This window comes from Saccharothrix sp. 6-C (genome assembly GCF_016695385.1).
Classification (GTDB): domain Bacteria; phylum Actinomycetota; class Actinomycetes; order Mycobacteriales; family Pseudonocardiaceae; genus Actinosynnema; species Actinosynnema texasense.
In genome coordinates, this window is the sequence record NZ_CP064192.1 from 6,193,025 (window position 1) to 6,220,000 (window position 26,976).

The 26,976-nt window shown below is 73.4% G+C and carries 21 protein-coding genes; 5 read left to right on the forward strand and 16 right to left on the reverse strand.

Translation table 11 applies throughout. The annotated features are described in order from the left end of the window. Positions 1-22 precede the first annotated feature (22 nt). Positions 23-1,630, forward strand: a complete 1,608-nt coding sequence (locus IOD16_RS25880; RefSeq protein ID WP_123746512.1) for an AMP-dependent synthetase/ligase — start codon at positions 23-25, stop codon at positions 1,628-1,630. Here the strand turns inward: IOD16_RS25880 and IOD16_RS25885 are convergent. The 8 genes from IOD16_RS25885 to IOD16_RS25920 all read right to left on the reverse strand — a co-directional run bounded on the left by IOD16_RS25885 (position 1,597) and on the right by IOD16_RS25920 (position 11,091). After that, entirely contained in the window at positions 1,597-2,397 is an 801-nt protein-coding gene (locus IOD16_RS25885) for a DUF998 domain-containing protein (RefSeq protein ID WP_201436476.1), read from the reverse strand. The two genes, IOD16_RS25880 and IOD16_RS25885, sit on opposite strands and share 34 nt — an antisense overlap. A 510-nt stretch (positions 2,398-2,907) precedes the next feature. After that, positions 2,908-3,894, reverse strand: coding sequence for a LacI family DNA-binding transcriptional regulator (locus IOD16_RS25890; protein WP_201436477.1), 987 nt, complete (start codon positions 3,892-3,894; stop codon positions 2,908-2,910). A 55-nt stretch (positions 3,895-3,949) separates the two neighbouring features. Then, positions 3,950-5,662, reverse strand: coding sequence for a discoidin domain-containing protein (locus IOD16_RS25895; protein WP_201436478.1), 1,713 nt, complete (start codon positions 5,660-5,662; stop codon positions 3,950-3,952). Beyond that, positions 5,659-6,921 carry a DUF1996 domain-containing protein gene (locus tag IOD16_RS41335; protein WP_201436479.1) on the reverse strand — a complete coding sequence of 421 codons (1,263 nt, stop codon included), beginning with the start codon at positions 6,919-6,921 and terminating at the stop codon, positions 5,659-5,661. The genes IOD16_RS25895 and IOD16_RS41335 overlap by 4 nt, the downstream gene beginning before the upstream one ends. A 253-nt stretch (positions 6,922-7,174) precedes the next feature. Further along, entirely contained in the window at positions 7,175-7,750 is a 576-nt protein-coding gene (gene idi, locus IOD16_RS25905) for an isopentenyl-diphosphate Delta-isomerase (RefSeq protein WP_201436480.1), read from the reverse strand. A gap of 25 nt (positions 7,751-7,775) precedes the next feature. Then, the gene (locus IOD16_RS25910; protein WP_201436481.1) at positions 7,776-9,128 is read right to left on the reverse strand and encodes a class I adenylate-forming enzyme family protein; all 1,353 of its coding nucleotides are present in this window, start codon (positions 9,126-9,128) and stop codon (positions 7,776-7,778) included. Between the two features lie 6 nt (positions 9,129-9,134). Further along, entirely contained in the window at positions 9,135-10,208 is a 1,074-nt protein-coding gene (locus IOD16_RS25915; RefSeq protein ID WP_201436482.1) for a 3-dehydroquinate synthase II family protein, read from the reverse strand. A gap of 85 nt (positions 10,209-10,293) precedes the next feature. Further along, positions 10,294-11,091 (reverse strand): 2-amino-3,7-dideoxy-D-threo-hept-6-ulosonate synthase, encoded by a 798-nt coding sequence (locus tag IOD16_RS25920; protein ID WP_201436483.1) that lies wholly within the window; start codon positions 11,089-11,091, stop codon positions 10,294-10,296. 212 nt (positions 11,092-11,303) lie between these two features. On the opposite strand from IOD16_RS25920, the gene IOD16_RS25925 reads away from it, so the two are divergent. Then, on the forward strand, positions 11,304-12,260 hold the full coding sequence (locus IOD16_RS25925) for a LysR family transcriptional regulator (RefSeq protein ID WP_236595220.1): 957 nt from the start codon (positions 11,304-11,306) through the stop codon (positions 12,258-12,260). A gap of 140 nt (positions 12,261-12,400) precedes the next feature. Here the strand turns inward: IOD16_RS25925 and IOD16_RS25930 are convergent, their stop codons facing one another. From IOD16_RS25930 to IOD16_RS25945, 4 genes are all read right to left on the reverse strand, one after another. After that, positions 12,401-13,111, reverse strand: coding sequence for an AfsR/SARP family transcriptional regulator (locus IOD16_RS25930; RefSeq protein ID WP_123746504.1), 711 nt, complete (start codon positions 13,109-13,111; stop codon positions 12,401-12,403). Between the two features lie 87 nt (positions 13,112-13,198). Beyond that, positions 13,199-13,558, reverse strand: coding sequence for a cupin domain-containing protein (locus IOD16_RS25935; protein WP_123748481.1), 360 nt, complete (start codon positions 13,556-13,558; stop codon positions 13,199-13,201). Between the two features lie 396 nt (positions 13,559-13,954). Then, on the reverse strand, positions 13,955-14,380 hold the full coding sequence (locus IOD16_RS25940; RefSeq protein ID WP_123746503.1) for a hypothetical protein: 426 nt from the start codon (positions 14,378-14,380) through the stop codon (positions 13,955-13,957). Then, positions 14,377-15,780 carry a hypothetical protein gene (locus IOD16_RS25945; protein ID WP_201436484.1) on the reverse strand — a complete coding sequence of 468 codons (1,404 nt, stop codon included), beginning with the start codon at positions 15,778-15,780 and terminating at the stop codon, positions 14,377-14,379. The genes IOD16_RS25940 and IOD16_RS25945 overlap by 4 nt, the downstream gene beginning before the upstream one ends. A 76-nt stretch (positions 15,781-15,856) precedes the next feature. On the opposite strand from IOD16_RS25945, the gene IOD16_RS25950 reads away from it, so the two are divergent. The 3 genes from IOD16_RS25950 to IOD16_RS25960 all read left to right on the forward strand — a co-directional run bounded on the left by IOD16_RS25950 (position 15,857) and on the right by IOD16_RS25960 (position 20,730). Next, positions 15,857-17,260 carry an SDR family NAD(P)-dependent oxidoreductase gene (locus tag IOD16_RS25950; RefSeq protein ID WP_236594388.1) on the forward strand — a complete coding sequence of 468 codons (1,404 nt, stop codon included), beginning with the start codon at positions 15,857-15,859 and terminating at the stop codon, positions 17,258-17,260. A gap of 240 nt (positions 17,261-17,500) precedes the next feature. After that, positions 17,501-18,451, forward strand: a complete 951-nt coding sequence (locus IOD16_RS25955) for a hypothetical protein (protein WP_123746500.1) — start codon at positions 17,501-17,503, stop codon at positions 18,449-18,451. After that, positions 18,448-20,730 (forward strand): hypothetical protein, encoded by a 2,283-nt coding sequence (locus tag IOD16_RS25960; protein ID WP_201436486.1) that lies wholly within the window; start codon positions 18,448-18,450, stop codon positions 20,728-20,730. Before IOD16_RS25955 ends, IOD16_RS25960 begins: the two co-directional genes overlap by 4 nt. Before the next feature lie 31 nt (positions 20,731-20,761). On the opposite strand, the gene IOD16_RS25965 is transcribed toward IOD16_RS25960, so the two are convergent. The 4 genes from IOD16_RS25965 to fxsA all read right to left on the reverse strand — a co-directional run bounded on the left by IOD16_RS25965 (position 20,762) and on the right by fxsA (position 26,975). Continuing rightward, positions 20,762-21,937, reverse strand: coding sequence for a hypothetical protein (locus IOD16_RS25965; RefSeq protein ID WP_148088980.1), 1,176 nt, complete (start codon positions 21,935-21,937; stop codon positions 20,762-20,764). 31 nt (positions 21,938-21,968) lie between these two features. After that, entirely contained in the window at positions 21,969-22,961 is a 993-nt protein-coding gene (locus IOD16_RS25970; RefSeq protein WP_123746497.1) for a hypothetical protein, read from the reverse strand. Positions 22,962-22,980: 19 nt separating this feature from the next. Next, on the reverse strand, positions 22,981-26,715 hold the full coding sequence (gene fxsT, locus IOD16_RS25975; protein ID WP_201436487.1) for an FxSxx-COOH system tetratricopeptide repeat protein: 3,735 nt from the start codon (positions 26,713-26,715) through the stop codon (positions 22,981-22,983). 92 nt (positions 26,716-26,807) lie between these two features. Further along, positions 26,808-26,975, reverse strand: coding sequence for an FxSxx-COOH cyclophane-containing RiPP peptide (fxsA, locus tag IOD16_RS25980; protein WP_170185280.1), 168 nt, complete (start codon positions 26,973-26,975; stop codon positions 26,808-26,810). Position 26,976: the final 1 nt, after the last annotated feature.

A 26,976-nucleotide genomic window follows, 5' to 3' on the forward strand; every position in this document is an offset into this window, starting at 1 on the left:
GCGTCGCTCCCTGGAGGTCACCGTGGCCCGTTCCATCCCCGATCTGCTGCGCGAACGCGTGCGCGAGACCCCGGACGCCGAGGCGTTGCGCCACCGCGAAGGCGCCGGGTGGACGTCCCTGACCTGGGCCGAGGTCGGCGAGCAGGTGCGCAGGCGGGCGCTGGGCTTCCGCGGGCTCGGCGTGCGCGACGAGGCGCGGGTCGCGATCATGGCGACCACCAGCGTCGACTGGATCCTCACCGACCTGGCCGTGCTCGCGGCGGGCGGCGTGACGACGACCATCTACCCGAGCAGCACGCCGGACGTCGTCGCGCACATCGTCCGCGACTCGGGGAGCGTGCTCGTGGTCGCCGACCCGGAGCTGACGGGCAAGGTCGACGCGAAGGTCGTCACGACGGACTGGGAGCCCGACGAGGCCGAGGGCGACTACGACGCGATGGTCGACGAGCTCACGCCGGACCGGCTGGCCACGCTGATCTACACCTCCGGCACCACGGGCACGCCCAAGGGTGTCGAGCTGACCCACGACAACTGGCTCTACACCGCCGAGGCGATCCGCGAGCTGGGCGTGCTGACGCCCGAGGACCTGCACTTCCTGTGGCTGCCGATGTCCCACGCGTTCGGCAAGGTGCTCCAGGTCGGGATGCTCGCGACCGGCGTGCCCACCGCCGTGGACGGCGACGTGGACCGGATCGCGGCCAACCTGCTCGACCTGCGCCCGACCGTGGTGGCCGCCGCGCCGCGGATCTTCGAGAAGATCCACCAGCGGGTCGTGGCCTCCGTGCGCGAGGCGGGCGGGGTGAAGGCGAAGCTGTTCGACTGGGCGTTGGCCGTGGCCGAGCACCCCGACTGGAAGGTGCGCCGGGCCATCGCCGACAAGCTGGTGTTCAGCAAGCTGCGCGACCGGGTCGGCGGCCGGGTCAAGTACTTCGTGTCCGGCTCCGCGCCGCTGTCACGGCCGGTCGGCGAGTTCTTCGACCGGGCGGGCATCACGATCCTGGAGGGCTACGGCCTGACCGAGTCGTCGGCGGCGTCGTTCGTGAACCGGCCCGGGGCGAACAAGCTCGGCACGGTCGGCGAGCCGCTGGTCGGCACCGAGGTCCGCATCGCCGACGACGGCGAGGTGCTGATCGGCGGGCGCGGCATCATGCGCGGCTACCGCGGGTTGGCCGAGGAGACCTCCGCGACGTTGCGGGACGGCTGGCTGCACACCGGCGACATCGGCGAGCTGGACGAAGCCGGCCGGTTGCGCATCACCGACCGGAAGAAGGAGCTGATCAAGACCTCGGGCGGCAAGTACGTCGCGCCGCAGGCGGTGGAGGGCCTGGTCAAGGCGGGCAGCCCGTACATCGGCAACGTGCTCGTGCACGGCGACGGCCGCAACTACTGCGTCGCGCTGGTCACCCTGGACGCCGACCTCGCGCCCGGCGACCTCGACGCGGACGCCGAGGTGGGCCGGGCCGTGTCGGCGGCGAACGAGAAGCTGGCGCGGCACGAGACGATCAAGAAGTTCGCGGTGCTGCCGAAGGACTTCTCGGTGGACGACGGCACCCTCACCGCGAGCCTGAAGATGCGGCGCAAGGAGATCGAGGGCCGCTACAAGGACGTGCTGGACGGCCTGTACTCCTGAGCCCCGACCGGCCGGTCCGGCGTGGCGGGCTGGTCCGGTGTGGCGGGCGGGTCCGGTGTGGCGGGCGGGTCGGGCGTGGCGGGCGGGTCGGGCGTGGCGGGCCGGTGCGCCACCGCGACGGCCCACACCGCCGCGACCAGCACCGCCACCACCTCGGTCAGCACCAGCAGCCGTTCGACGTACCCGAGCGGGATCACCCGCCACCAGGACGTGCCCACGACCGCGTTCACGCCGATCGCGTACAGGATCGGCGTGAACGCCAGGGCCGACAGCACGCCGAACCGGAACGTCCACCGGGCGTGCGCGCCCCACACCGGGTCGCGGCGCCACGGCCGGGCGAGCAGCACCGCCGCGACCGGCAGCGCGACGAACGCGAGCAGGCTGCCGAAGCGGTGGATGCTGCCGCTCATGCTCGGCCCGATCGCCCAGTTGTTCTTGGGGAAGATCACGACCAGCGTCAACCCGACCGACCACGCGGCGAACGCCACCGAGCCCACCGAGTTCCACTTCGCCACACCGTGCCGCACCAGCACCGCCAGCACCGCCACCGAGCCGGACACCAGCAGCAGGACCGCGGTGTCGAACACCCAGCGCTGCGGCCCGAGCGCGTACTCGCTGATGGTGCGCCGGAGGTGCCGGGTGGATTCGCCCAGCTGGTAGACGTCCATCCCGCCGACCAGGGCGACGGTGAGCAGGACCGCGACCGCGCCCGCGAGGGCGACGAAGCGGGCCAGGGACCGGGTCGGGGCGGGTTCGGCGGGCAGCACAACGGACAGAACGGACGGCGACCGGCGTGTTGTTCCGGTGTTCGGCGATCGACAGCTCAGCGACAGCTCGCCGACGCCCGTGACACCTCGCCACCCGCCCGAGTCCCGGACCACTCGACCAGGCGAAGAACGCAACCCAGGACAACCTGAACCGCATTACTCACGTTAGCCGGAGAAAACGGCCGGCCGGCGGCGGGGACGGTCCTGGGCGAGGAACGACCACGAACGAGGAGGGCACCAACGACCGACCAACCCACAACCACCAACCACCCCACCCGCCCGCCCGCCCGCCACCCACGGACAGCCACCCGCCACCCGCCACCCGCCGACCCGACCGCTCGAGCCCGGTGTGCCTGCGCGGTGCGGAGACCTGCCAGTGCCGGTGGTCTGCCGGTGCCGCTGGCGCGCGGGTGCCGGTCGCACGCAGGTGCCGGTCGCGCGCAGGTCGCGTCCCGGCCGCGAGGCGGGCGGGTTCGGCGTCGGGCGGGTTCGGCGTCGGGCGGGTTCGGCTCAGCTGGAGCGGCGGACCACGAGGGTCGGTGCGAACACGACGGAGCTGACCGGGCGGTCCGGGCGTTCGACCCGCTCCACCAGCAGGCGGGCCATCTCGGCGGCCATGTCCTCGACCGGCTGGCGCACCGTGGTCAGCGGCGGGTCGCACTCGACGGCCGGGCTGCTGTCGTCGAAGCCCACCACCTTGACGTCCTCCGGCACCCGCCGGCCGCCGTTGCGCAGCACCGGCAGCGCGCCGGTCGCCATCAGGTCCGAGGCGACGAACAGGCCGTCGACGTCCAGGTCGACCAGCCGCCGGGCCGCCGCGGCCCCGCCTTCGCGGGAGAAGTCGCCCTCGACCACCACCGCCTCGGGCAGGCCGTGCCGGGCCACGGCGTCGCGGAAGCCGCGCAGCCGGTCCTGGCCGGCGGGTGTCTCCAGCGGGCCGGTGATGGTGGCCAGTCGCCGGCACCCCGACGCGACCAGGTGGTCGGCGGCGAGGGCCGCGCCGGCGGCCTGGTCGACGTCGACGTAGGTGATCGACATCGGTCGGACCGGGCGTGCGGCCAGCACGACCGGCAGGTTGGCCTCGATCAGCTGCCGGGGCAGCGGGTCGGCGCCGTGGGTGTGGATCAGGATCACGCCGTCCAGCCTGTGCTGGCGGATGTCGTCCACCACCTCGCGGTGGTCGCCCGTGGTCAGCACGAGCTGCACGCCGAGCGGCCGGATCACCGGCAGCACGCCGCTGACCACCCGGCCGAAGTACGGGTCGTGCACGGTGCGCCCCTCCTCCGGCAGGACGAGCCCGATGGCTCCGGCCCTGCGGGTGACGAGCGAACGCGCCGCGCGGTTGGGCGTGTACCCGGTCGTGGAGATGGCCTTCTCCACGACTTGGCGCAGCTCACGGTCCACCGTGGCGACCCCGTTGACGACCCGGGACACCGTGGCCCGGGAAACCCCCGCGATCCGCGCGACCTCTTCCAACGTGACTGGTCTGCGGTCCACGTCAGCCTTTATACCGGGAGGTGCGGCCCCGCCGAGGCAGGACCGCACCCACCCGTCACTGGTAGACGCGGACGTAGTCGACCAGCATGCGCTGCGGGAAGACCGTGGTGGCGTCCGGCGGGCCGGGCCAGTCACCGCCCACCGCGTTGTTGAGCAGGATGAAGAACGGCTTGTCGAACACCCACGGACCCCGGGTCGCCTCCACCGTCGCCTTGTCGATGGTGAGGACGGTCACGTTGTCGATGCTGAACACCATGCCCTTGCTGTTCCAGTCGACCCGGAACAGGTGGAACGCGTTGGCGTAGTCCTGGCCGATGTCCCGCACCTGCCCGATCCCGCCGCCGCCGAAGTACGCCGGGCCGTGGATCGTCTGGTACGCGGTGTTCGGTTCGCGGCCCAGGTGCTCCATGATGTCGATCTCGCCGCTGGCGGGCCACGGGGTGCCCTTGAAGATGTCGTTGCCGAGCATCCAGAAGGCGGGCCACAGGCCCTTGGTGCCCGAGACCTTGACGTTGGCCTCGATGCGGCCGTAGGTCCACGACGCCTTGCCCTCGGTGATGAGCCTGGCCGACGTGTACTGGCACGTGCCGCTGCCGCTGACCGGGTCGACCGGGCACGCCGAGCCCGGCGTGACCTCCCGCCTGGCCTCCAGCACCATGTTGCCGGCGCCGTCGGTGAACGCGTTGCGGTTGTCGGTGTAGTACTGGAGCTCCGCGTTCTGGCCGGTGCCGATCTCCGGCCGCCACTTGGCCGCGTCGGGCCGCGTGCCCGCGGGGGCGTTGAACTCGTCGCTCCACACGAGCCGCAGCGGGTTGCCGGGGTCCGGTGCCTGCGCCGGTGGCGGTGTGGGGCTGCCGCCGGTGCCGTAGACCTGGAACTCCCACAGCGAGTAGCCGTACTGGCCGCTGCGCTTGGTCAGGTTCACCCGGACGTACCGGCCTGTGCCGGACACGGTGAACGTCTGCTTGAACCCGGTGCCGTTGGTGACGGTGTGGATCGTGGTCCAGCTCGTGTTGTCGGTCGAGGTCTGGATCTGGAACCCGGTGGCGAACGCCGGGTCCCACTGCAGCACGACCTTGCTGACCTGCGCGGTCGCACCCAGGTCGACGGAGATCCAGCCCGGGTCGACCCAGCCGGTGGTGGCGTTGGTGGCCCAGCGGGTGGCCGGGTTGAAGTCCAGCGCCTTGGCGGGGGTGCAGCCCGGGCACGCGCCGTCGTCCTGGAACGACGAGGCGGACGCGGGCTTGTTGTAGGACAGCAGCTGCTCGCCCGGCGGGTTGCCGCCGGTCGTGCCGGTGCGCACGGCGAACTCCCACAGCGACACGCCGTACTGGGTGGCGCGGGCCGTGGTGTAGACCCGGACGTAGCGGCCCGTGCCGGTGAAGGTGACGTTCTGGGTGCCGCCGGCGCCGGTCGTGGTCTGGTGGACGGTCGTCCACGTCGAGCCGTCGGCCGAGACCTGGAGCTGGAACGCCGTGGCGTACGCGGCCTCCCACTGGAGGGTCGCGCCGCACACCTCCCGGCTCGCGCCCAGGTCGACCCGCAGCCACTGCGGGTCGCTGAACGCGCTGGACCAGCGGGTGCCGGTGTTGCCGTCGACCGCCGAGGCGGCCGTGAACGGGCTGCCGGTCTCGACCGACGACGCGGTGGCGGGTGCGTTCAGCGCCGCGTTGGCCGTGCCGCACTCCGCGGCCTGCACCGCGGTGACCGGCATGACGAGCGCGGTGAGCAGGGCGAACGCCGCGCCCAGGCGGATCGGGGTCCTCATGGGCGGCCGTCCGCGCCGCACTTGATGATCGGGTTGATGCAGTCGTGCACCCGGCGGGCGAGTTCCGCCTCCGGCCACGCGTTGAAGAAGTCGCCGTGCATGGTGAAGCCGGGTCCCGAGGCGAGCTTGAACCGCGCCGGGTCGCCGCTCACCGGGTAGCGCAGCACCTGGCGCAGCTTCGGCACCGGCACCGGGTGGGTGGCCGGGCAGTCCGCGTTGACCGGGTACGCCATGTGGCTCTTGTGGTCCGCCGAGTCCAGGTCGCGGCCGTTCCAGCACTGCGGGAAGTCCAGGTAGGACTCCAGCATGGTGCCGGACGGGCAGTTCACGAAGTCCTTGGACGCGCCGACGTGGCCCGCGTGCAGGCAGGACCAGCGCGAGATCGTGCTGGCGTCGGGCTGGGTGGCCTTCGCGTTGCCGGCCACGATCCGCAGGCCCAGGGGGAACGGCTGGATGCGCGCGATCACGTCGTCGCGCACGCCTTCGCCCAGGTAGTAGAACGTGGTGCCGGTCGGTTCGACGGGCTGGTTGTCCGCGTACAGGGTGGGGACCCAGTAGGAGGACAGGTCGACGCCCGGGTTGCAGTTGCTCGTGCCGGCCAGCAGCGACTGGACGGTGGAGCGGGCGTTGGTGGTGGTGTTGCCGAAGAAGCTGTGCATGTGCGACGCGCCGGGCAGGTTCGGGGCGACGATCGGGTCGTCCGGCAGGCGGTGGCTGTAGGGGCACTCCGCCAGGAACTCGGCGACCCGCACGATCGGGCCGCTGGAGTTGGTGACGCCGAAGACCTGGAACTCCCACAGCGACACGCCGTACTGGGTGGCGCGGGCGGTGGTGTAGACGCGGACGTACCGCGCGGTGGCCGAGACGTTCAGCGTCTGCACGCCGACGTTGCCGGACGCGGTGGCGATGGTGTTCCAGGCGTTGCCGTCGGCCGAGGTCTGCAGCTGGAAGGAGCGCGCGTAGGCGTTCTCCCAGTTCAGCATGACCTGGCTGATGGCGGTGGACGAGCCGAGGTCGACCCGGAGCCACTGCGGGTCGGCCGCGGCGCTGGACCAGCGGGTGCCGGTGTTGCCGTCGACGGCGGCGGTGGCGGGCGTGCCGCCGTTCTCGGTGGAGGAGGCGGTGACGGGTTTGCCCTGGGACAGCAGGACCGGCGCCGCGGAGGCGGGAGAGGTGACGAAGGTCAGCGCGGACGCGGCCAGGGCCGTGACGGCGAGTGCGGTGACCAGACGACGCCATCGGCGAATGGTGGGGATCACGACTCCCCTTTCGAAGGGCGTTGCGGGGAAGGTTCAGAGAGCGCTCTCACAGCGGAACGTAAGACGGCCTCCTGTATCAGTCAAGGAAAGGAGGCAGTTCCGGTCATCCCGGAACAGCGACCCAGAGAGCGCTCTCTGAGCTGAGCGTTCAACTCGGGTGTTCCGAACGTAGGACACGCGCGACCGGAACGCAGGACACGCGCGACCGGAACGTCGGACACGCGCGACGTGGAGGTAGGACTCTCGCGGTGGACTAGGTGCGGGCGGCCGGGGGGAGGGCGGCAGGGGAGGCCGTCGGCCAGGTCAGGGGGTCCGGACCGAGGGCCCACAGCTCGGCGACCTGGAGGGCGCACCACGGCGAGACCGGGCGGGCGCCGGCCAGGACGGCCGGGGCGAACTCGGCCCACGGCGCCCACTCGAACGAGTCGACCTCGTCCGGGTTCGGCTCCGGGTCGCCGGCGACCAGGCCGCGGAACACCGGGCACATCTCGTTCTCGGTGACGCCGTTCTCCATCACCGCCCGGTAGCGGAACGCGGGCAGCACCAGGTCGAGGGTCACGTCGGCGAGGCCGAGCTCGTCGACCAGCCGCCGCGACACGGCCGCGGCCACCGGCTCGTCGGGCGCCGGGTGGCCGCAGCACGAGTTGGTCCACACGCCCGGCCACGTCTTCTTGTGCAGGGCGCGCCTGGTCAGCAGCAGCCGGCCCGCCCCGTCGAACAGGTAGGACGAGAACGCCAGGTGCAGCGGGGTGGACGCGTGGTGCACGGAGGCCTTGTCGGCCACGCCGATCCCGGCACCGGACTCGTCCAGGAGCACTACTTGTTCCACGACGCCCACCCTGCCACACCGGCGATCATCGCGCGTCGGCGAGCGCCCTGGGGTTGCGCACGAGCTTGCCGCCCGCGGTGCGCGGCAGCGCGGGCAGCACGTGCACCCGCTGCGGCTGCTTGAACTCGGCCAGCCGCTCGGCGCACCACGCGGCGACCTCGTCCGGGGTCAGCGCGGCGGACGAGGTCGCGACGTAGGCCTCGATCACCGTGTCGTGCACCGCGATCGCCTCGGTGACCAGCGGGTGCGCGCGCAGCGCGGCCTCGACCTGGGTCAGGTCCACGTTGCTGCCGCGCACGACGACGAGCGAGTCGGCGCGGCCGAGCAGCCGCAGGTTGCCGTCCGCGTCGAACTCGCCGCGGTCACCCGTCCGGAACCACCCGTCCAGGTATCGGGTGGGGTCGCCCTCGTCGAGGTACGGCGACTGGTCCAGCGCGACCTCGACGAGGCCGTCCCGCACCCGGATCGTGGTGTCGGACAGCGGCTTGCCCACGGCCGGCCGGGTCGTGCCCGCCACGTCCACGGTCAGCGCGCCGGTCTCGGTGGTGCCGAAGCACTCGCCGACCGCGAAGCCGTAGGCGGCGGCGAACCGCTCCGCCACGTCGGGCGGCATCAGCTCGCCGCCCGCGAACGCGCCGCGCGCGGTGCGCAGCGCGGACGGGTGGGCGGCCGCCGCGAGCAGCGCGAAGTGGAACGGCAAGCCGGTGATGAAGTCGACCTCGTGCCGCGCGGCGGTCCGCAGGACGTCCTCCGCCGTCGGCTGCCCGGCGAACACGAGGTGCACGCCGGTCGCCAGCGCGTGCAGCAGCCCGCCCATCAGGCCGAAGCTGTGGGCGGTGGAGTTGAGCAGCAGCAGCCGCTCGCCGCGGCCCGGCATGCCCTCGGCCGCGCCGAACCGCATCACCTCGCGGATGATCGACTCGGTGCTGCGGCCGACGACCTTGGGCCGGCCGGTGGAGCCGGAGGTGAACTGGACCAGCCGGTGGCGGGTCGCCGCGGGCCGGCCGTCGGGCTTCGGCTCGGTCACCAGCTCGTGGCGCTCGCGGAAGGCGGCGCCCGGCCGGCCGGTGGCCCGCACGACGAACTGGGGGCGGGTCAGCTCGCGCAGCACGTCGACCTCGGCGGGCTTGAGCCGGTGGTCGATGGAGACCACCCTGGCGCCGAGGCTCCACAGGGCCAGCACCACCTCCAGCTGGGTGAAGCTCGGTGGCACGTGCAGCGCGACCGTGCTGCCCTCCCCCACCCCGGAGGCGGCGAACAGGCTCGCCTCGGCGGCGACGGACGCGCGCAACGCGCCGTGGGTCACGGTGTGCTCGTGGCTGAACACCGGCACGTCGTCGCCTTGACGGGACAACAGGTCGGTGACGAACTCGCGCATCTTGGCTCAGGTCTCCTTGCAGAACTCGCCGATGGGGATGCCCACGTGCCGCTGCTCGGTCGCGATGTAGCCGAGCAGCTCGTCACCGCGTTGCAGCTCGGTGACGTTGCGGACCTTCCCGCCGGGGCCGAGCACCCGCACGTGCCAGTCGTCCTGCACGGTGAGGCTCACCTCGACGCCCTCGGGCGAGTGCGCGGTGATGGTCAGGATCGGGCGCGATTCGAGCTTGGCCCGGCCGACGGTGAGCTTGCGGGTGCGGCCCTCGGAGTTGACGGCGAGCACCGTGCTGCCCGAGCGCAGTTCGGACAGGTAGTTGGTGCGGTTGTCCGGTCCGAGCACGTAGGAGTGCAGGGCGCCGGCGTTGACCCGGAACGGCCGGGTCGGCATGTAGGGCAGCGGGTGGGTCTCGCTGCAGCAGAGGATGAAGCCGGAGGAGAACGAGCCGACGAGGATGCCCTCGTCCTCCTGGAAGTGCGAGGCGGTGTCGACGCAGACGCGGTCGCCGAGGCCGTTGTGGGTGATGCCGTCGACGGTGAGCGTGGTGAGGTCGAGGGGCGCGGTGGTCGCTTCGAGCAGCCTGGCCAGCTTGAACACGTCGTTGGCGTCGCGCGGGGCCATCAGCACGCCGTCGGAGCCGTGCTCCAGCACGTCGAGCACGATCGCGGCCTCTTCGAGGTCGGCCACGACGGTGACCAGCTTGCCGGACGCGCCGTCGGCGGCCGCGATGACGATCTCCAGCGGGATCTTCGTCGGGTCGGTGAACGCGACCACCGCGTGCCCGAGCCGCACGGCCGCGGCGCACGCGAGCTTGAGCGTGCGGTCGTCGCGGACCTGCACGAACGCCGCGTCGGTGGTGAGCCGGTCGAGCGCGTCCTGGTCGTCGACGACGACGGTGACCAGGTGCGGGCTGTCGACCGCCGCGTCGGCGACGAGCACGCGGGTGATCGTGGGCGGCAGCGTGTCCAGCAGCGCCGGGTCGTCGGAGACGACGCCGGCGAGGCGGGCGTGCACGGCGGCGTCCACGACGGCTTCGCGGTGCGCTTCGGGGACGGTTCGGAGGTCGATCCAGGCGAACTTCAACGGTTCTCCAAGGGGTGAGAGCCCGATCGGCGTGCGGACGGGCCGCCGCCGGTCGGATGACCGGCGGCGGCCGTTGGCGACAAGCTCATGACGAGGCCACGACGCCCGTCATGGCGCGGACCAGGTCCGCTTCGGTGTCGTCGTGGACGATCGAGGCCAGTTCCGCGACCAGCGACATGGGCGCGGGCGCGGTGAACACGCGGCGGCCGACGGCCAGGCCGGCGCAGCCGACCCCCATCGCGGTGCGGGCGTGGTCGACCACGCTGCCGCCGGTGGCGGGGCCGCCCGCGACCAGGACCGGGATGGGGCAGCTGGCGATCACGTCGGTCATCCGCTGGGTGGGTCGCGCGAGGTTGGTCTTGACGATGTCGGCGCCGAGGTCGACCGCGATGTTGACCACGTGGGCGAGCAGCGCGGGGTCGTCGGGGTCGGTGATGCGCGGGCCGCGCGGGTAGACCATGGCGATCAGCGGCACGTTCCACTCGTCGCACGCCTTGGCGACCACGCCGAAGTCGGCGAGCTGGCGCTCCTCGGTGTCCGATCCGATGTTGACGTGCACGCTCACCGCGTCGGCGCCCAGCCGCAGCGCCTCGTCGACCTCGCCGACGATGACCTTGGCGTTGGTGTCGGCGGCGTGCGCGGTGCCCGCGCTGAGGTGGACGACCAGCGCGCAGCCGGCGAGCACGTCCGGGTCGATGGTCCGCACGCGTCCTTTGTGGACGATGATGGCGTCGGCGCCGCCGACCACGACGGAGTCGATGAGCTCGTGCCACCGGTCGCGCGGCACCACCGGACCGTCCGAGACGCTGTGGTCGAGCGGGACGAAGAGGTACCTGTCGTCGCGCGGACGGGAAAGGCGTCGCAGCCGCAACGCTTTCGTCATGTCGCTCACACCTCCTCGGTGTTCGGTGGCGGCCACCAGCAGGGTGGTCGAACCGGTGAGCGCGGCGGGAGGTGTGAGGTGGCGATAACTCGGCAGTTATGCTCCTGTTGGAGCAACGGGCAGGGGTTCACCGCGGCGCCCGGTCCTCGCCCCGACCGGCCTCCGCGATCGGTGTTCGGTTTGTCTTGTTGCCCTAGGCTGCCGCAGTGAACATGGAGCTCAGGCATCTCCACGTCGTGCTGACCGTGGCGGAAGCGGGCAGCATCAGCCGGGCCGCCTCACTGCTGAAGATCGCGCAGGCCGGGTTGACCGCGCAGTTGCGGCGCATCGAGCGGGGCTTCGGTGGTCCGTTGTTCCTGCGGCGCACCGACGGGGTCGAGCTGACCGAGCTCGGCCGCCACGTCGTGCTGCGGTCCCGTGACCTGGTGGAACGGTTCGACGACCTGCTGGTGACCGCGCGCAAGCTGGCCGCGGAGAGCGACGTCACGGGCATCCGGCTCGGCGGTGTGGCCGGGTCGCTGACGCCGCTGCTGGTCGGCGTGGTGCGCTCGTTGCTGCCGGCGCACCCTCAGACCACGCACCTCGAACGCACCAGCGACGCGGTGCTGGACCTGGTGCGCGCGGGAAAGTTGGACCTGGCGCTGGTCACGGAGTTCCCCCAGAGTCCACTGCGGATTCCCGAACAGGCCGGCTGCCGGACCGTCGTGACGGAACCGATGCTGGTCGGGATCGCGGTCGGGCACCGGTTGTCGGCGCGCAACGAGATTCGGCTGTCCGAACTGGCCGACGAGGAGTGGGCGGTGCCCGACGAGAGCTACGGCGGCGGGAGGCTGAACCTGCACCTGGCGTGCGAGGCGGCCGGGTTCACGCCGCGGTGCGCGCACTTCGGGGTCGACCCGGCGTCGGCGTCGGAGCTGGTGCGCTCGGGGCACACCGTGGCGTGCTTCTTCCCGACCGGTCACGACCTGCCCGGCGTGCTGCTGAAGCCGATCGTGGGCAACCCGGTGCACCGGCGGGTGACGGTGGTGTGGCGGCGGGACTGCGCGGCGGCCGAGTACGTCGACGAGATCCACGCGGCGCTGCTGCGCGCCTACCAGGAGCGGATCTGGGCGCACGGTCCCCGCACGGCGAAGCTCGCCGCCACCGGGTTGACCGTGGCGGCCAGCTGACGTCCCGACCGGCGCCGCCGGCGCGTCGAGGTCCCGGGCCGCGGGCCTGGGTGCCGCCCGGCACTGGTCCGCGGCCCGGAGTCCTCTCGTCGCCGGTCGTCCCGGCTCGGCGAAGGTAGCGGCGTGCGGTTAAGCGCCGCCTAAACGCCCAGCGCATCGCGGTACAGCTCGCGCAGTTGCGGTCCGGGTGGCACGCCGAGCTCGTCGGCCAGGGTGCGGCGGACGTCCTGGAAGACGCGCAGCGCCTCGGTCCTGCGGCCGCACGCCAGCAGCGCCGTCATGAGCTGGTAGCGCAGGTTCTCGGAGAACGGGTGCTCGGCCACCAGCGGGGTCAGCGCCTCCGCCGCCTGGGCGTGCCTGCCCAGTGCCAGGTCGGTGTCGATGGCCGCTTCCAGGGTGGCCAGGTGGTGGGCTTCCAGCGGCGCGCAGAGCCAGGCCCGCAGCGGTTCGGAGGCCGCGCCGGCCAGCGGCGTGCCGCGCCACAGCGCCAGCGCCCGGGTGTAGAGGTCGCGCCGGTGCTCCAGGTCGTCGGTGCGGGCGGCCCGCGCGGTCAGGTCGCGGAACCGCAGGGCGTCCACCTGGTCCGGTTCGGCCCGCAGCACGTACCCGGCGTCCTGGTGCGTCACCGGCACGCCCGCGCCGCGCAGCGCGGAGACGTGCACCTGGAGCGACTTGCGGGCGCGCGGCGGCAGGTCGTCGCCCCACACCAGGTCGAGCAGCCGGTCCACCGGCACCGGTCTGCCGCAGTGCGCCGCGAGCACGGCCAGGACCTGGCTCGGCTTGCGCCGCAGCGGACCCGGCTGCGCGCCGTCCCGCCGGACCTCGACCGGGCCCAGGATCCGGAACTCCACCCCGACCCCCGGTCGCGTTGAAGGTTCACCAACAGAGACGCGACTGTGACGACAATGCCCGTTGCGCGGTTCCGCGGGCAGGGCGGTTCAGCGGGCGTCTTCGTCGCGCGCGCTGAACCGCTCGGCCATCTCCACGTCCCACCAGGCGGCGAAGAACTGGAAGTCGGCCTCGCCGTCGTTGACGAGCTGGTGCTCCTCGTACGGGCGGAAGTGCACGATGTCGCCCGCCGCGAACGGCGACCGGCCCTCGTCGGTGACGATCTCCGCCGCGCCCTGGACGGCCACCCAGACCTCGTGCTCGCGGTGGGCGTGCGTGTTCGACGCCGCGCCCGGCTGCACCACGCACCACGAACCGTCGAACGGCGCGTTCACCAGCGGCCACGGCATCAGCCTGCGGGCCACCAGCCCGCTGTCCCGGACCAGCTCGCCCGGGTCGAGTCGGCGCATCTCCACGGCTATCGCCCCACCACGGCGGCAGGCTCCACGTGTCCCACGGTTGCTCTCCCAGCGCCGACCGGAATCCGACGTTGTCAACGGCGAACGCTCGGGCGCGGGGCGCCGGAGGTTATCGCCACGGCACGCCGGGGCGGAAACCCATTGCCACCGAACGGCCCACCGCCAGAACCTATAGATCACCGTGCGCGGCGGCCACACGCTTGAGCACGCTCGTTCGCCACGAGCGCGCGGCGGGTTCGGTCGGCTGTCCCCCGCCGAGCCGCGCCGGCGCGCGTCCGACCCGGCCGTACCGCAGGTCGGAGCGTGCGGGCGGGCGGGACCCGGCCGGCGGCGCGGCCACCGGCGCGGTCCGCTCGTCCTTCGGGAACGCGAAACCCGGGCGGCCGGTCAGCGGTCGGCGTGCCGCAGCACGCTCTCCACCTCGGTGCGGAACGCGTTGACGCCGTCCTCGCCCTCGGGCGCGCCGTGCGCTTGCAGCAGGTGCAGCAACGCCACGCCGTTCGCGGACCGGCGGGACAGCGCGCGGAACGAGAACGCGGCCTCGTAGACGGTGATCGCGGTGGCCGACGCCGCCGCGACCGTCGCCAGGAACGCCCACAGCGCGCGCCGCCCGTCGTCGGCCACGGCCACCGCGCCCAACGCCGCCGCCGCGGTGAACAGCAGCACCGACAGGCCCGTGGTCCACCGGCGGGCGGCGGTGTAGCGGGCCTGGGCCTGCTCGAACCCGGCGAGGCGTTCGCCGACCCGGTGCCGCAGGTAGGCGCGGAGGAACTGCTCGCGGTGGTCGTCGACCACCGTCGCGGCTCGGGTCATGTGCGGCTCACCGATTCGTGCCGGAGCCGCGCCACGGCCGTCGCCAACTCACGGGCGCGCTCATCGCGCTCGGCGTCGTCGACGGCGGGTGGTGCGGCGAGGTGGTCGAAGTACAGGGCGCGCAGCTGCTCGGCCCGGACCTTGGCGTCGGGGTCCTCGCCGGACCGCGCCACGACCGCGAGCACCGCCGCCGCCGCGCCGGACACGGCGAGCAGCACACCGGGCCACGGCTCGTCGCGCAGCCAGACCTGCAACGCGGCGAACACCGTGGTGCCGAACCCGGCGGCGATGGCGAGCACCACCAGCAGGCGGGCGCGGTCGCGGGCGCGGAGGGCCGCGACCTCGCACTCGTGCAGCACGGGGGCCACCACCTGGTTGGCCTCGTGGATCGCGTCGGCCAGCAGCGGGTAGTCCAGCACGTAGCCGGGGTCGATCACGGGGTGCGGCTCGGGCGCGCGGAACCGCACCCGGGGCCACACGGCGGGCGGCGGCACGTCGGCGTGCAGCTTGGCGCCGGGCCGGTTGCCCAGCACGCGCCGCAACACGGCCGCCACCTTGTCCGCGCCTTCGTCCAGGTGCACCACGGCGACCTGGCCGCTGCGCACCAGCACGGCGAGGTCGTCGTCGCGCTCGGCGACCACCGCCTGCGTGACGGACCCGGCGGGCGTGGCGGCGGGTGGTGCGGGGATGGCGGCGGTCGAGCCCTTCGCGGTCTCGACCTCGGCGACCGCGCCCTCCACACCGGCGGCGGCATCGGGCGTGGCGGCATCGGGCGTGGCAGCGGGCTCGGCGGTGGGGGCGGTCGCGGGTTTGCCGCTCGCGATCTCGTCGGCCAGCCCGCCCGTGCCGGCGAGCACGAGCAGCGGCCGGTCGCGGCCCAGGTGGTCGACCAGGGCGGCCCGCGCCACCTCGCCGCCGCCGACCAGCACCGCGAGCGCCGGGCGCTTCGGCCCGGTCACGGCGTCCACCGCGCGGAACAGCGCGGGCAGCTCCTCGCCCCACTTCGACCCCGGCACGAGCACCGCCGTGTCGTGGTTCACGTTGAGCCGCACCTCACCGGCCGCGGGCTCCGCGTCCTCCGCCGCGACCCGACCGGACGGCGCGACGCCGACCAACCGCGGCCACCGGCCCTCCAGCGACTCGGCGGCCAGGCCGACCAGGTGCGTGACGCCCACGTCCGCACCCGCCGTGACCACGACCGCGTCCGAACCGGCCGCCGTCGCGAGCACCGCGCGCAGCACCGGGAGCACGGCGGCGGCGAGGTCGGTGCTCAGCGCGTCGGCCGAGCCGAACACCGCCAGGACCGGGCGGCCACGCGGCAGGCCGAGGGCACGCGCCCGGATGTCGGCGTCGGGATGGGCCAGTCGCCGCACCCGCGGCCCGGTACCCGCTGTAGGCATGCCGGGCACCCTAGCGCCGGCTCACGTGAATTTCACCCGTCCGGGGTCGGATTTCACCGCAGGTAGAGTGCTGGACGTGTCGATTGACCCCGCCGAACTGCAAATCGCCCTAAGGGTGCTCGCCCAAGTGGACGAACTGGACACCGAGCACCCGGACGCGGTAGCCGTCCGCCGGGCCACCGCCGGCATCTGGAAGAGCCTCCGCAAGCGCCGCAAGGCCGACCGCCGGGCCACCGTCACGGCCGCCGACCGCGCCGTCATCGAGGCGACCGCGACCGGCTCGCCGTCCCGCATCGACGACGAGACCCGCGGCGTGCTGCTGCGGGAGCCGGAGCCCGGCGCGAAGGCGGGCACGTTGCTGCGCGCCCGGTCCTGCTACACGTGCAAGAAGCGGTACACCGAGGTCGACGCGTTCTACCACCAGCTGTGCCCGGACTGCGCGGCGCTGAACCGGGCCAAGCGCGACCAGGGCGCGGACCTGACCGGCAAGCGCGCCCTGCTCACCGGCGGCCGCGCCAAGATCGGCATGTACATCGCGCTGCGGCTGCTGCGAGACGGCGCGCACACCACCATCACCACCCGGTTCCCGCGCGACGCGGTGCGCCGGTTCGCGTCCATGCCCGACAGCGCCGACTGGCTGCACCGGCTGCGCGTGGTCGGCATCGACCTGCGCGACCCGGCCCAGGTCGTGCAGCTGGCCGACTCGGTGGCCGCCGCCGGACCGCTCGACATCCTGATCAACAACGCCGCGCAGACCGTGCGCCGCTCGGCCGACGCCTACGCGCCGCTGGTGGCCGCCGAGGCGGAACCGCTCAACCCGAGCCGGCTGCCGTCCGGCGCACTGCCCGAGCTGGTCACCTTCGGGCACACCACGTCCGCGCACCCGGTGGCACTGGCGGGCACGTTGGCCGACACCATCCCGGCGGTCACGGCCCTGGCGCTGACCGCCGGGTCCCGGGAGATCGACGCGGGCGGCCTGGTGCCCGACGAGGCGCCGGTCAACAGCTGGGTGCAGCGGGTCGACGAGGTGGACCCGGTCGAGCTGCTGGAAGTGCAGCTGTGCAACAGCACCGCGCCGTTCATCCTGATCTCCCGGCTGCGGCCGGCGATGGCCGCCTCGCCCGCGCGCCGCAAGTACGTGGTGAACGTCTCGGCGATGGAAGGCCAGTTCAGCCGCGCCTACAAGGGCCCGGGCCACCCGCACACGAACATGGCCAAGGCCGCGTTGAACATGCTGACCCGCACCAGCGCCGAGGAGATGCTGACCGAGGACGGCATCCTCATGACCGCCGTCGACACCGGCTGGATCACCGACGAGCGGCCGCACCCGACCAAGATGCGGCTGGCCGCCGAGGGCTTCCACGCGCCGCTGGACCTGGTCGACGGCGCGGCCAGGGTCTACGACCCGATCGTGCGCGGCGAGCTGGGCGAGGACCTGTACGGCTGCTTCCTGAAGGACTACGCGCCCTCGCCCTGGTGAGCCCGTTCGCCGCGGGTGATCACCTCAGCGTCGACCGCGGCCACCGCGGCCAGTCCCGGCAGCACCAACCGGGATGGGCCGAACGGGGTGCGCCGGTTAACGGATCCGTGCCCGTGTGCGACTCTCCGTCGGTAGGCTGAAGCTTTCGCTAGGCCGCCGCGAGGCGACGGGGGTGGGCATGGACGGCGGGCGGGCCGGTCGAGCCGCCGCGCTGCCGCGCGTGACCGGGTCGGTGGCGCCGTGGTGACCGCGCCCCGGGTCAACCCGTTCCCGCTGCCGGGCTGGGAGAGCACGCCGATGCGCCCGCTGCGCCCGTGGCACCGGCCGGCGCACCGCGACTACTACGTGCCCGTCGACGGCACCGAGGAAGCCTTCGACCTGTTCCGCCAGGAGATGGGCGACCTGGGCGTCCTGCTGGAGTACGGGCGCCTGGCGCTGGTCACCGGCGAGTCCGGGTGCGGCAAGACCGCGTTGGTCAACCGGTGCGCGGACTGGGTCGTCGGCGAGCTCGGCCGGCGGGACATGCGGGGCCTCGTGCTCGACCTGACCGGCTGCCTGCCGACCGACCAGGAGCTGTCCATCGACCAGCGCACCGCCGAGGTGTGCGACCGGATGTTCGACCTGCTCGTGGACGCGGGCGCGCTGCGCCAGGAGAGCGAGGACCGGCTGGACGCGGTCCGGGACGTGCCGCGCCGCGTGTTCCCCCGCCTCGGCCAGGCGCTGCGCGAGGACGTCGCCCTGATCGTGCTGCTGCCCAGCCCGAACGAGCTGGTGGACGAGGTGATCCGCTACACCCGGACGCTCAACAGCGCGAAAGTGCTGTTCCTCACCGAATCCGCGTATTTGAGCACGGACGAGGTGGCCGACGTCGTGCGGCAACTGGAAACCTGGGTGCCGCCGATCGCCCTGCACGTCGGCCCGCTCGACACCGGTGACGCGCAACGATTCGCCGAGGACCGGCTGGCGCGCCACGCGGAAGCGGGCAGTTATCCACGGATGAGTGATGGCGCGATCGAATTGGTGGCCAAGCACTGCCAATCGGTCGCCATGCTGCAAAGATTTTTACATGGCACTTACGAGCACAAACGTGACACGGGACTAGGGTACAGCGAGACCGACCTGGTGACCGTCGAGGACATCAGGGCGTTCTTGAACACGAAGTCCCGGAATGGACCGGTGAATGGGCCATGAGCGACCGCAGCGATCTCCCGCCCTCGCGGAAGAACCCCTTCTCGCCGATGGCGGTCGCCCGGATCACGGACTTCGACGCCGACCCCGACGCGGTCGACGTGGCGATCACCACCGACGCGACGCGGCAGGCGCTCGCGCACCTCACGTCCTACCTGGACGCGCCGCCCGCGCGCGGCGGCCGTGACCGCACCGGCACCGTGGTGGCCGTGCTCGGCGACTACGGCACCGGCAAGACGCACCTCGCCGTGCGGCTGGTCCGGCACGCCCGGCAGGTGCTGGCCGACCCGACGCACGCGCTGTACCTCGACGCGACCGCGGAGAGCTTCATCGAGCTGTACCGGCGGTTCATGCAGAAGCTCGGCCGCGAGGGCGTGCGGGCGCAGGTCAGCGAGTACTACGCGGACATCGTCGCGGACTCGTTGCAGAGCAGCGGCCTGACCAGCGACATGCTGGAGTGGCTGGGCAGCAGGCAGCTGGAGCCGCAGGAGGTCGTCGAACGGCTGGGCCTGATGGAGAGCGCGTTGCTGCGCAAGGTCCAGGACACGCTGCGCGAGGTGACCAACGACAAGGACTTCGGCACCGCGCTCACCCTGCTGCTGCGGCCGGGGTTCGAGCACTCGGTGTGGTCGTGGCTGCTCGGCGGCGCGCCGGACCAGGTGCTGGTGGAACGCGGCATCGACACGCCGATCGACACCGAGGTGGCCGCGCTGGAGGCGATGGGCGTGTTCGCCCTGCTGTTCGGCGGCCGGCAGCGGCGGTTCGTGCTGGCGGTCGACGAGCTGGACAAGATCTTCTCCGCCGACAGCCGCCCGCAGGCCCGGACCATGGCCGCGTTCCAGACGTTGTTGCAGGTGTTCGCCAAGGCAGGCGCGTGCCTGGTGCTGTGCGGGCTGCCGGACTTCAAGTCCGTGCTGCCCGCGGCGGTGCGGCAGCGCATCCCGTACACGGTGGTCATGTCGGGGCTCAGCCAGGGCGAGGTGCGCGAGTTCGTCGAGCTGGCGCAGGAGCAGGTGTTCGGCTCTCGGCAGCTCGCGCCGTTCACCGTCGACACCACGCGGTACCTGCGCGACCTCGCCAGGGGCAACGCCCGCAACGTGATCCGGCTGTGCCACCGGGTGTTCCGGATGGCCGACGACCTGTCCCGCACGCCCGGCCACGAGTTCGCGGTCACCGAGGACATGGTGCGGCAGGCGGCGCGCGACCTGTTCGGGTCGTTGAGCTCCGACGACGTCGACGGCGTGGTCCGCCGGCTGCTGGACGCGAACGGCCTCGACTACCTGCACCGGCACCTGCTCGGCACGGTCGAGGACTCGCTCGCCGACTTCTGGGTCACCTTCCCCGAGCACACGACCGGCTGCGCCGTGCTGATCACCCGGTCCCTGCTGGAGAACGGGGACCTCGGCGCGGTGCGGCGGCGGATCTCCGCGGTGCGCGAGGCCGAGCCGGACGCCGAGTTGATCCTGCTGGTCAACGGCGTGGTGGCGGACGGCGTGGCGATCCAGCTGCGGGAGCTGCTCGGCCGCGAGCCGCTGGTGTACGTCGACCGGACGTTCGCCGACGACTTCAAGTCGCTGGTGAGCGCGTCGCGGCGACCGCCGGGCGACGCGGACCCGCTGTCGGCGCTGCGGTGGCGGATGGACCAGCTGGCCAAGCAGCAGTCGAGCATCTACGGGTTCATCGAGCACCTGGCCGAGCACATGGACGGGGTGCGGGCGTCGTCGGACCGGCAGCTCGGCGCGATCCAGCGGCAGCTCGGCGCGTTGGCGGGCGGCCCGCCGGGCCGCGCGGCGGAGGCGGCGGCGAGCAGGCTGCCCGGCGAGGTGGAGCGGCTGTTCCGGGACGCGGTGGACGCGTTGGAGGACCTGACGCAGGTCGACGTGATGTTCGAGGAGGCGTTCGACCACGCGCCGACGACCACCCAGGAGGCCGTGCACCGGCGGCTGCGGACACCGGAGTTCACCCAGGCCGCCGCGCAGGCGGAGTTCATGCGCAAGGCCGTGCAGGCGTTCCGGGCCGCGGTGTCGCAGTGGTACCAGGCGCCCGAGGACGGTGACGCGCAGGACCGGCTGGAGGAGCTGTGCGGCATCTACGACGGGATCGTCGAGTTCCTGCCGCTGTTCCTGCTGGACCCGCTGTTCAAGCTGCCGCCGTGGTCGGCGCGGGCGGGCGGGCTGGTGGCCGAGGTGGGCCAGGGCTCGCGCCGCGCCCGCGTGCACGAGGCGTTGCGCAACCTGAGCCCGCGCGTGCGGCGCGCGGTCTTCCGCTCGTCCCCGGCGTGAGCGCCGACGCCCAGGGCGTGGGCGCGGCCGCTCAGGGCGTGGGCTTGACCCGGTAGGCCGTCGCCGTCTGCGGCGCGGGCGCGGGCTTGAGCGGCACCCTCGGCACGCGCGTCGGCCGGCGCACGGGCACCGGCGGAGCGGTCGCCTGACGGGCCGCCGACCAGCGGTCGTAGGCGCCGTTCGACACGGCGTGCAGCAGGTTCACCACCACGACGGCCGGCGCCACCACCGCGATGACGCCCGGGAACACCGGTTCCAGCAGCAGCGCCAGGATGATCGCGGTCAGCCCGTTCTGCTGGCCCAGCGCCAGCCGCACCCGGTCGCCGCGCCACCGCTTCGGCACCGTCAGCCCGAACGCCACCACGGCCTGCGCGCCGAACGCCGCCGCGCCGAGCACCGCGCCGACCCCGGCCAGCGCCCAGCTGAACTCGGCGGCCAGCACCAGCCCGACCGCGGCGATGGCCAGGAACATGCCCGCCTGCGCCAGCCCGTCCACCCACCGGCCCAGGTTCGGCCGGAAGAACAGGCCCAGCACCGCCAGCGCCGGCAGCAGCGAGTGCCGCACCGCGACGAAACCGATGGCGAGCACCGCCACCACCATCACCGCGCGCACCGCGTACCGGACCGCGCGGCCACCGGCCTCGGCCCGCCGCACCCGCCCGCGCACCAGGGTCCACAGCATGAACGCCACCCCGGCCAGCGCCAGGTTCAGCACCAGGTCGACCGCGAACGAGCCCACGCCGCCGACCGCGCCGCCCCCGAGCGCGAACGCGGTGATGTAGACCGTGAGCAGCACCGTGATCGGGTCGTCGAACGACGCCCACGCCGACAGCAGCGCCTTCGCCGAGTCCGACATCCGCGACTTCGCGTGCATCGCGGCGACCGACAGCGGGTCGATCTGCGCCACCGCCACCGCGAGGACCAGGTGGGTCGGGTCGCGGAACGCGAAGAACATCACGCCGAAGATCAGCGCGACTTTCGCCAGCACGCCGATCGTGACCGCCAGCACCACCGTGCGCAGTTGCCTGCGGAATTCCGCGATCACGATCCCGCTGGTGCTCGCGTACAAACCGAATCCGAGCAGCGCGCTGATGAAGAACCCGTACACCGGCGACCGGTCGACATCACGAAGTCCGAACTGCCAGGCGACGAGCCAGCCCGCGCCAAGCGCCGAGAGGAGCGCGGCCGAGCGGATCACGGGCGTCACCATTCCACGGTAGGCACCGGTGGATGAGCGTTCAAGGACCGATTGGAGTGAGTTCTTCCGCCAACGCGGACATTCGATCATCCGCCGCCCGCACGCGTGCCTGGTCGATCGTCACGCCGACCAGGTATTCGCCGGCGCGCAACCGGTAGTAGTAGATCGCGCCCATCTCGACGTCCAGCACGAGCCGGGCCATCAGCCCGCCGACGACGGGGTTCACGGCCCGGTTCAGCTTCGTCGTCAACGCGCCGAACTCCTGCGCGAGACCGTGGTAGAACCGGCGCCGCGCGTCCACCGTGACCTGCTTGAAGAACGGCGCCAGCGACGGGTCGCCGAGGCAGTCGACCATGGCCCGCACCTCGCCGCCGTCCACGTGCGCGACCAGGTGCAGGTCCTGCGCCCGCACCGCCGCCAGGCACGCGGTCAGCGGCCCCTCCCCCGCCGTCACGTGCGCGCCCGCCTCCTCGCCCACCGTCACGTGCGCGACCACCTCCTCGCCCACCGGCAGCGGCGCGACGTCCTGCGCGCTCTCCCACCCCCCGGGGTTGAGCGAGCCGAGGCTGAGCTGGGCGCGCAACCGGGTGGCGAGCCCGGCCACCGCCCGGTCCGCCTCCTCCACGGCGGGGTGGCCGAGCAGCGGCCCGGCGCCCGTGTGGTCCAGCACCAGTCCGACGACGTGCTCGGTCGGCACCACGGAGTCGCAGAACAGCGCGCCCTCCTCGGTGTGCAGCACGGTGCGGATCAGCCGGCCCGTGCGCACCTCCTGCAACGTCCGGTCCAGCGTGGCGACCTGGAACGTGAGGTGCCTGCCCAGCCGCTTGAGCTCCTCGCGGCGGGTGCCGCCGGGCAGCGCGTCCGGCGTGGGCGGCGGGTCGCCGAGGGCGTCCATGCCGAAGTCGAACACACCGCTGCTGTAGTGCGCGAGGTAGTGCAGCGCGGGTGTCTCCGCGATCGCTGCGTGGCACGCCTGCCGGGCCAGGTCGAACTCCGGGCCCACGTGCTCGGCCTGCTCCTCGTGCAGCTCCACGCCACTCCCTCCTGCGCGGTCAGGTGTGCGGGACGTCGACATCGCACTCCCGCCAGTCCTGGTCGGTCGGGTGGGCCGCGAGTCGCAGGTTGTGCGCCGCCGCGGCGGTGTGCGGGTGATCGTGCCCCAGGAACTCCAGGCAGTCGGTGTGCGCCTCGGCGATCAGTTCGGCGGCCCGCTCCGCGTCACCGGCCGCCGCGTGCACCCGGGCCTCGTCGACGGCCGCCGCCAACGTCCACGGGTGCGTGTCGCCGAGCCGTGAGCGCAACGTCCGCGTCGCGGCCTCCACCTGGCTCACCGCGCCCGCCGGATCGCCCGCCGCGCGCAGCGCCAGCCCGTAGCCCAGCTTGCACAGCGCCACGAACGGGTGGTCGTCGCGCAGGCCGACGTGCTGCTGGAAGCCGGTCAGGGCGGTGCGGGCGAGCTCGACGGCCAGCTCCGGGTCGACGCCGACGCGCCGGTGGTCGGCGGCAAAGCTCAACGCGCAGCCCAGCGTGTACGGGTGGTGCGCGCCGAGGACCTCGCGGTAGTCCCGCAACGCCTTGCCGGTGCGTTCCTTGGCCTCCTTGGCGCGTCCGACCAGGCGCAGCGCGATGGCGCGGTTCCACTGCACGCCGATCTGCACCTGGTTCAGCTCGTGCCGCAGCGCCTGCAACTGCTGCGAGGCGTACAGCAACGAGTCCAGCGCCTCCGGGTAGCGGCCCAGCTCCCGCTGGTACAGCCCGATCTGCGCGAGGGTCGCCCACGTCCGCGCGTCGCCCGTGCCGAACAGCCGCCTGCGCCTGCGGTAGTTGTCCTCCTCCAGCGCGAGCGCGCCCGCCGCGTCACCGGACAGGAACATGGAGGACGCCAGGTTGTTCGCCGCGCTGCGGGTGTCCGGGTGGTCTTCGCCGAGCACCGTGCGCAGGCCCTCCCAGGTGGCCTGGTCCTCGGCCAGCGCCTCGGCGAACAGGCCGAGCCCGCGCAGGTCGCCGCCGCGGCCGCGGGCGGTGATCAGCGGGCGCGGGTGGGTCAGGTCCAGCGCGCGCCGCTGCTGGGCCAGCGCCAGGTCGTCCAGCCGCAGCGCCTCGGTCGGCTCGCCGAGCACGCGGTGCACGTTGGCCAGCTCGGTGGCCAGCCGGTTGCGCAGCGGGTCGGCCGGGCCGAACCGCTCGGTCCACGCGTCCAGCAGGGCCCGGCCCGGCTCCAGCGCGGCCCGGCGCACGCCCGCGCCGCCGTCGGTGAACAGGAACCGCACCTGGTTGACCAGCCAGCGGCGCACCTTCAGGTCGTCGCCCGCCAACGCGCCGGAGGGGATGACGTGCTTCTGCAGCTCGGCGAACCGGGCGTGCCGGGTCGGCGACTCGCCCTCGACCTCGGTCGGGGCCAACGCGGCCAGCGCGGCGAGCACGTCGGCCCGCCGCTCCTCCCGCTCGGTCGGCGACATGCGGCCGCGTAACGCGCGCTGCACCACGCGGTGCATGCGCAGCGAGTACTGGTCGCCCCAGTCGACGCGGAACAGCCCGTACCGCGCGCCGTACCAGAGCACCCGGTCGATCTCGGCGGCGTCGAGCTCCAACGGCTCGGCGTCCACGCCGCCCGCGGCGATCACCCTGGCCAGGAACGCGGGCGAGCGCACCAGGCCGAGGTCCGCGCCCTCCGGCGACAGGAACGCGGCCAGCTCCGCGACCAGCACCGCCAACCGGCCGGTCGCGTTGTCCCGCAACGCGTCGACCGCGACGTCGACGACCCGCGCCACACCGTCCGGTTCGGACCGGCCGAGGCGTTCGAACAGGGTGCGGGTGGCCCAGGCGGCGGCGTCGGAGTCCCGGGACCCCATGCCGACCTCGGTCCGCGCCGTCTCGGCCAGCCACGACGACGCCAGGTCCAGCGCCAGCGGCAGGTGGCCGACGGCGTCCGCGACCTGACCGGCGTCCTCCGGGGTCAGCCCCGGCACGCGGTCCAGCAGCAGGCGCACGCTGTCCTCCGCGCGCATCGGCACCAGCTCGACGGCCTGCCCGTCCACCGGTCCCGACGTGATCAGCACGTGTCCGCCGGCGCCGGCCGGCAGCACGTCGGCGAGCGCGTCCGGGTCGTCGGCGTTGTCGTAGACCAGCAGGAACCGCGTGTACGCCGGGTCGTTCGACAGCCGCTCCAGCGCGGACAGCGTGCCGTAGTCGGTCGAGCCCGGCTGGCGCAGCCGGACCGCCAGCTCGGCCAGGCCGGTGAGCACCGACTGGCGGTCGTGCGCGGACAGCCACCACACCGCCGCGTAGTCCGACGAGAACCGGTAGGCGTACTCCAGCGCCAGCTCGCTCTTGCCGACGCCGGGCACGCCGTTCACGGTCACCACCGCGCGCTCGTCGCCGGCCGCGGCGAACTGGTCGCGCAACGCCTCCAGGTCCTCGTCGCGGCCGACGAAACCGGGGTGGCGCGGCGGCAGCTCGAACACGCCCGGGTCGCTGCCCGGCACCCGCATGCCCGGCTCGTGCACCGTGCCGGGCCGGTCGATCAGGCCGAAGTGGCTCAGCAGCCGGGCGCTCAACGTCTCCGGGGTGTGCCGGCGCACGTCCAGCCCGCCGTCCGCGGGGCCGTCCTCGGCCAACCGCAGCCGCAGCACGGTCAGCGGCAGCGCGGGCAGCTCCACCGGACCCAGGTGCGGCGACGACAGGATCAGCACGCCCGGCGGCACGGCCGCCTCGAACCACTCGCGCGCCTCCGCCAGCCGGCGCACCTGCGCGCCCGCGCGTTCCAACTGGCCGCGCACCCAGTCCGCCCAGGCCCGGTCACGCGGCGCGTACACCAGGGCCACGCGGTCCGGCTCGGTGGTCGACGTCAGCCCGAACACCCGCCGGTAGCGGGAGCGCAGCACCGACGACACCGGGACCACCTCGGTGACCGCGCCGCCGGTGACCGCCGCGGCCAGCCTGCCGTACTGGGCCTCCAGCGCGCCGCCGCTGGTCGGCTCCTCCACCAGGATCGCCAGCAGCGGGTCGAACGCGTCGAACGGGCGGTAGGGGATCTCGATCGTGCCGCCGTCGGGCACCCGCTTCGCCTGCCCGGCCAGCAGCTCGGCGAACGCGGCGCGGATCGCGGACCGGATGCGCTGCGCCCGCGACTGCTCGTCGGCGTCGTCGAACAACGTCGCCACCGGCACCACGTCGATCCGGATCGGGGCGCGCTTGCGCAGCCGACCGGCCAGGTCCGCGGCGTCGGCGATGGCCCGGGGACGCGGCCGGAAGCACACCACGGCCAGCTCGCACAGCGTCGCGATCAGCGTCAGCGTCTCGTCGCCCGCGCCGGTCGGCGCGTCGATCAGCACCTGGTCGTAGTCGGACTCGGCCAGCCGGGCCCGCAGCTCGGCGATCGCGCCCGCGTCGCCGTGCCTGGTCTCGGGCCGCGGCCTGCCCGCCGCGTCGGTCGGCATCGGCGACACCACGTCGATGTGGCCGGGGACCGTGACGTCGCCCGCCGGCGGCGCGAACCGCTCCACGACGGGCGTCGGGTCGTCCTCGCCCAGCGGGTCCGCGCGGTAGGCGGTCAGCAGCCCGCGGCCCACCGCGTCCGGCAGGCCGAGGCGGGCCACCAGGAACGGCTCCAGGTACTCGCGCACCCGCGGCACCTCGGAGCCCCAGTCCACGACCAGGACCCGTTGCCCGGCCGCGGCCAGCACCCACGCCAGGTTCGCCACCGCGCTGGTGCGGCCGGTTCCTCCGGTGGCCGACAGGAACGCGGTGACCCCGGTGGGGCCAGGTGTGGTGCGCGGGGTGCTCATCTGCTGCTCCTGAGCGGCGGGGGGACTTGGGAATACCGGTGACGCGGGCCGCGCGCCCGCGACTCAGCCGCGTTTCACCCGAACGGCAGCGGTCACAAGGAGCTCTCGAAGGCCGCGAACCGGTTGGGCAGCTCCGCGTTCTCCGCGAGGATCCGGTGCAGCGCGGCGCGCAGCGCGGTGTCCGGCAGCTCCGCCAACCGGGCCAGGTCCACGCCCGTGACGTCCAGGAGCTCGGACTCCAGGACGGGTTCGGCAGTCATC

Coding starts and splice junctions, on each gene's coding strand:
- IOD16_RS25910 (WP_201436481.1), bottom strand. CDS start 9,128: ATGCGCGAGTTCGTCACCGACCTGTTGTCCCGTCAAGGCGACGACGTG.
- IOD16_RS25925 (WP_236595220.1), top strand. CDS start 11,304: ATGGAGCTCAGGCATCTCCACGTCGTGCTGACCGTGGCGGAAGCGGGC.
- IOD16_RS25935 (WP_123748481.1), bottom strand. CDS start 13,558: ATGCGCCGACTCGACCCGGGCGAGCTGGTCCGGGACAGCGGGCTGGTG.
- IOD16_RS25920 (WP_201436483.1), bottom strand. CDS start 11,091: ATGACGAAAGCGTTGCGGCTGCGACGCCTTTCCCGTCCGCGCGACGAC.
- IOD16_RS25895 (WP_201436478.1), bottom strand. CDS start 5,662: ATGAGGACCCCGATCCGCCTGGGCGCGGCGTTCGCCCTGCTCACCGCG.
- IOD16_RS25960 (WP_201436486.1), top strand. CDS start 18,448: ATGAGCGACCGCAGCGATCTCCCGCCCTCGCGGAAGAACCCCTTCTCG.
- fxsT (WP_201436487.1), bottom strand. CDS start 26,715: ATGAGCACCCCGCGCACCACACCTGGCCCCACCGGGGTCACCGCGTTC.
- IOD16_RS25940 (WP_123746503.1), bottom strand. CDS start 14,380: ATGACCCGAGCCGCGACGGTGGTCGACGACCACCGCGAGCAGTTCCTC.
- fxsA (WP_170185280.1), bottom strand. CDS start 26,975: ATGACTGCCGAACCCGTCCTGGAGTCCGAGCTCCTGGACGTCACGGGC.
- IOD16_RS25945 (WP_201436484.1), bottom strand. CDS start 15,780: ATGCCTACAGCGGGTACCGGGCCGCGGGTGCGGCGACTGGCCCATCCC.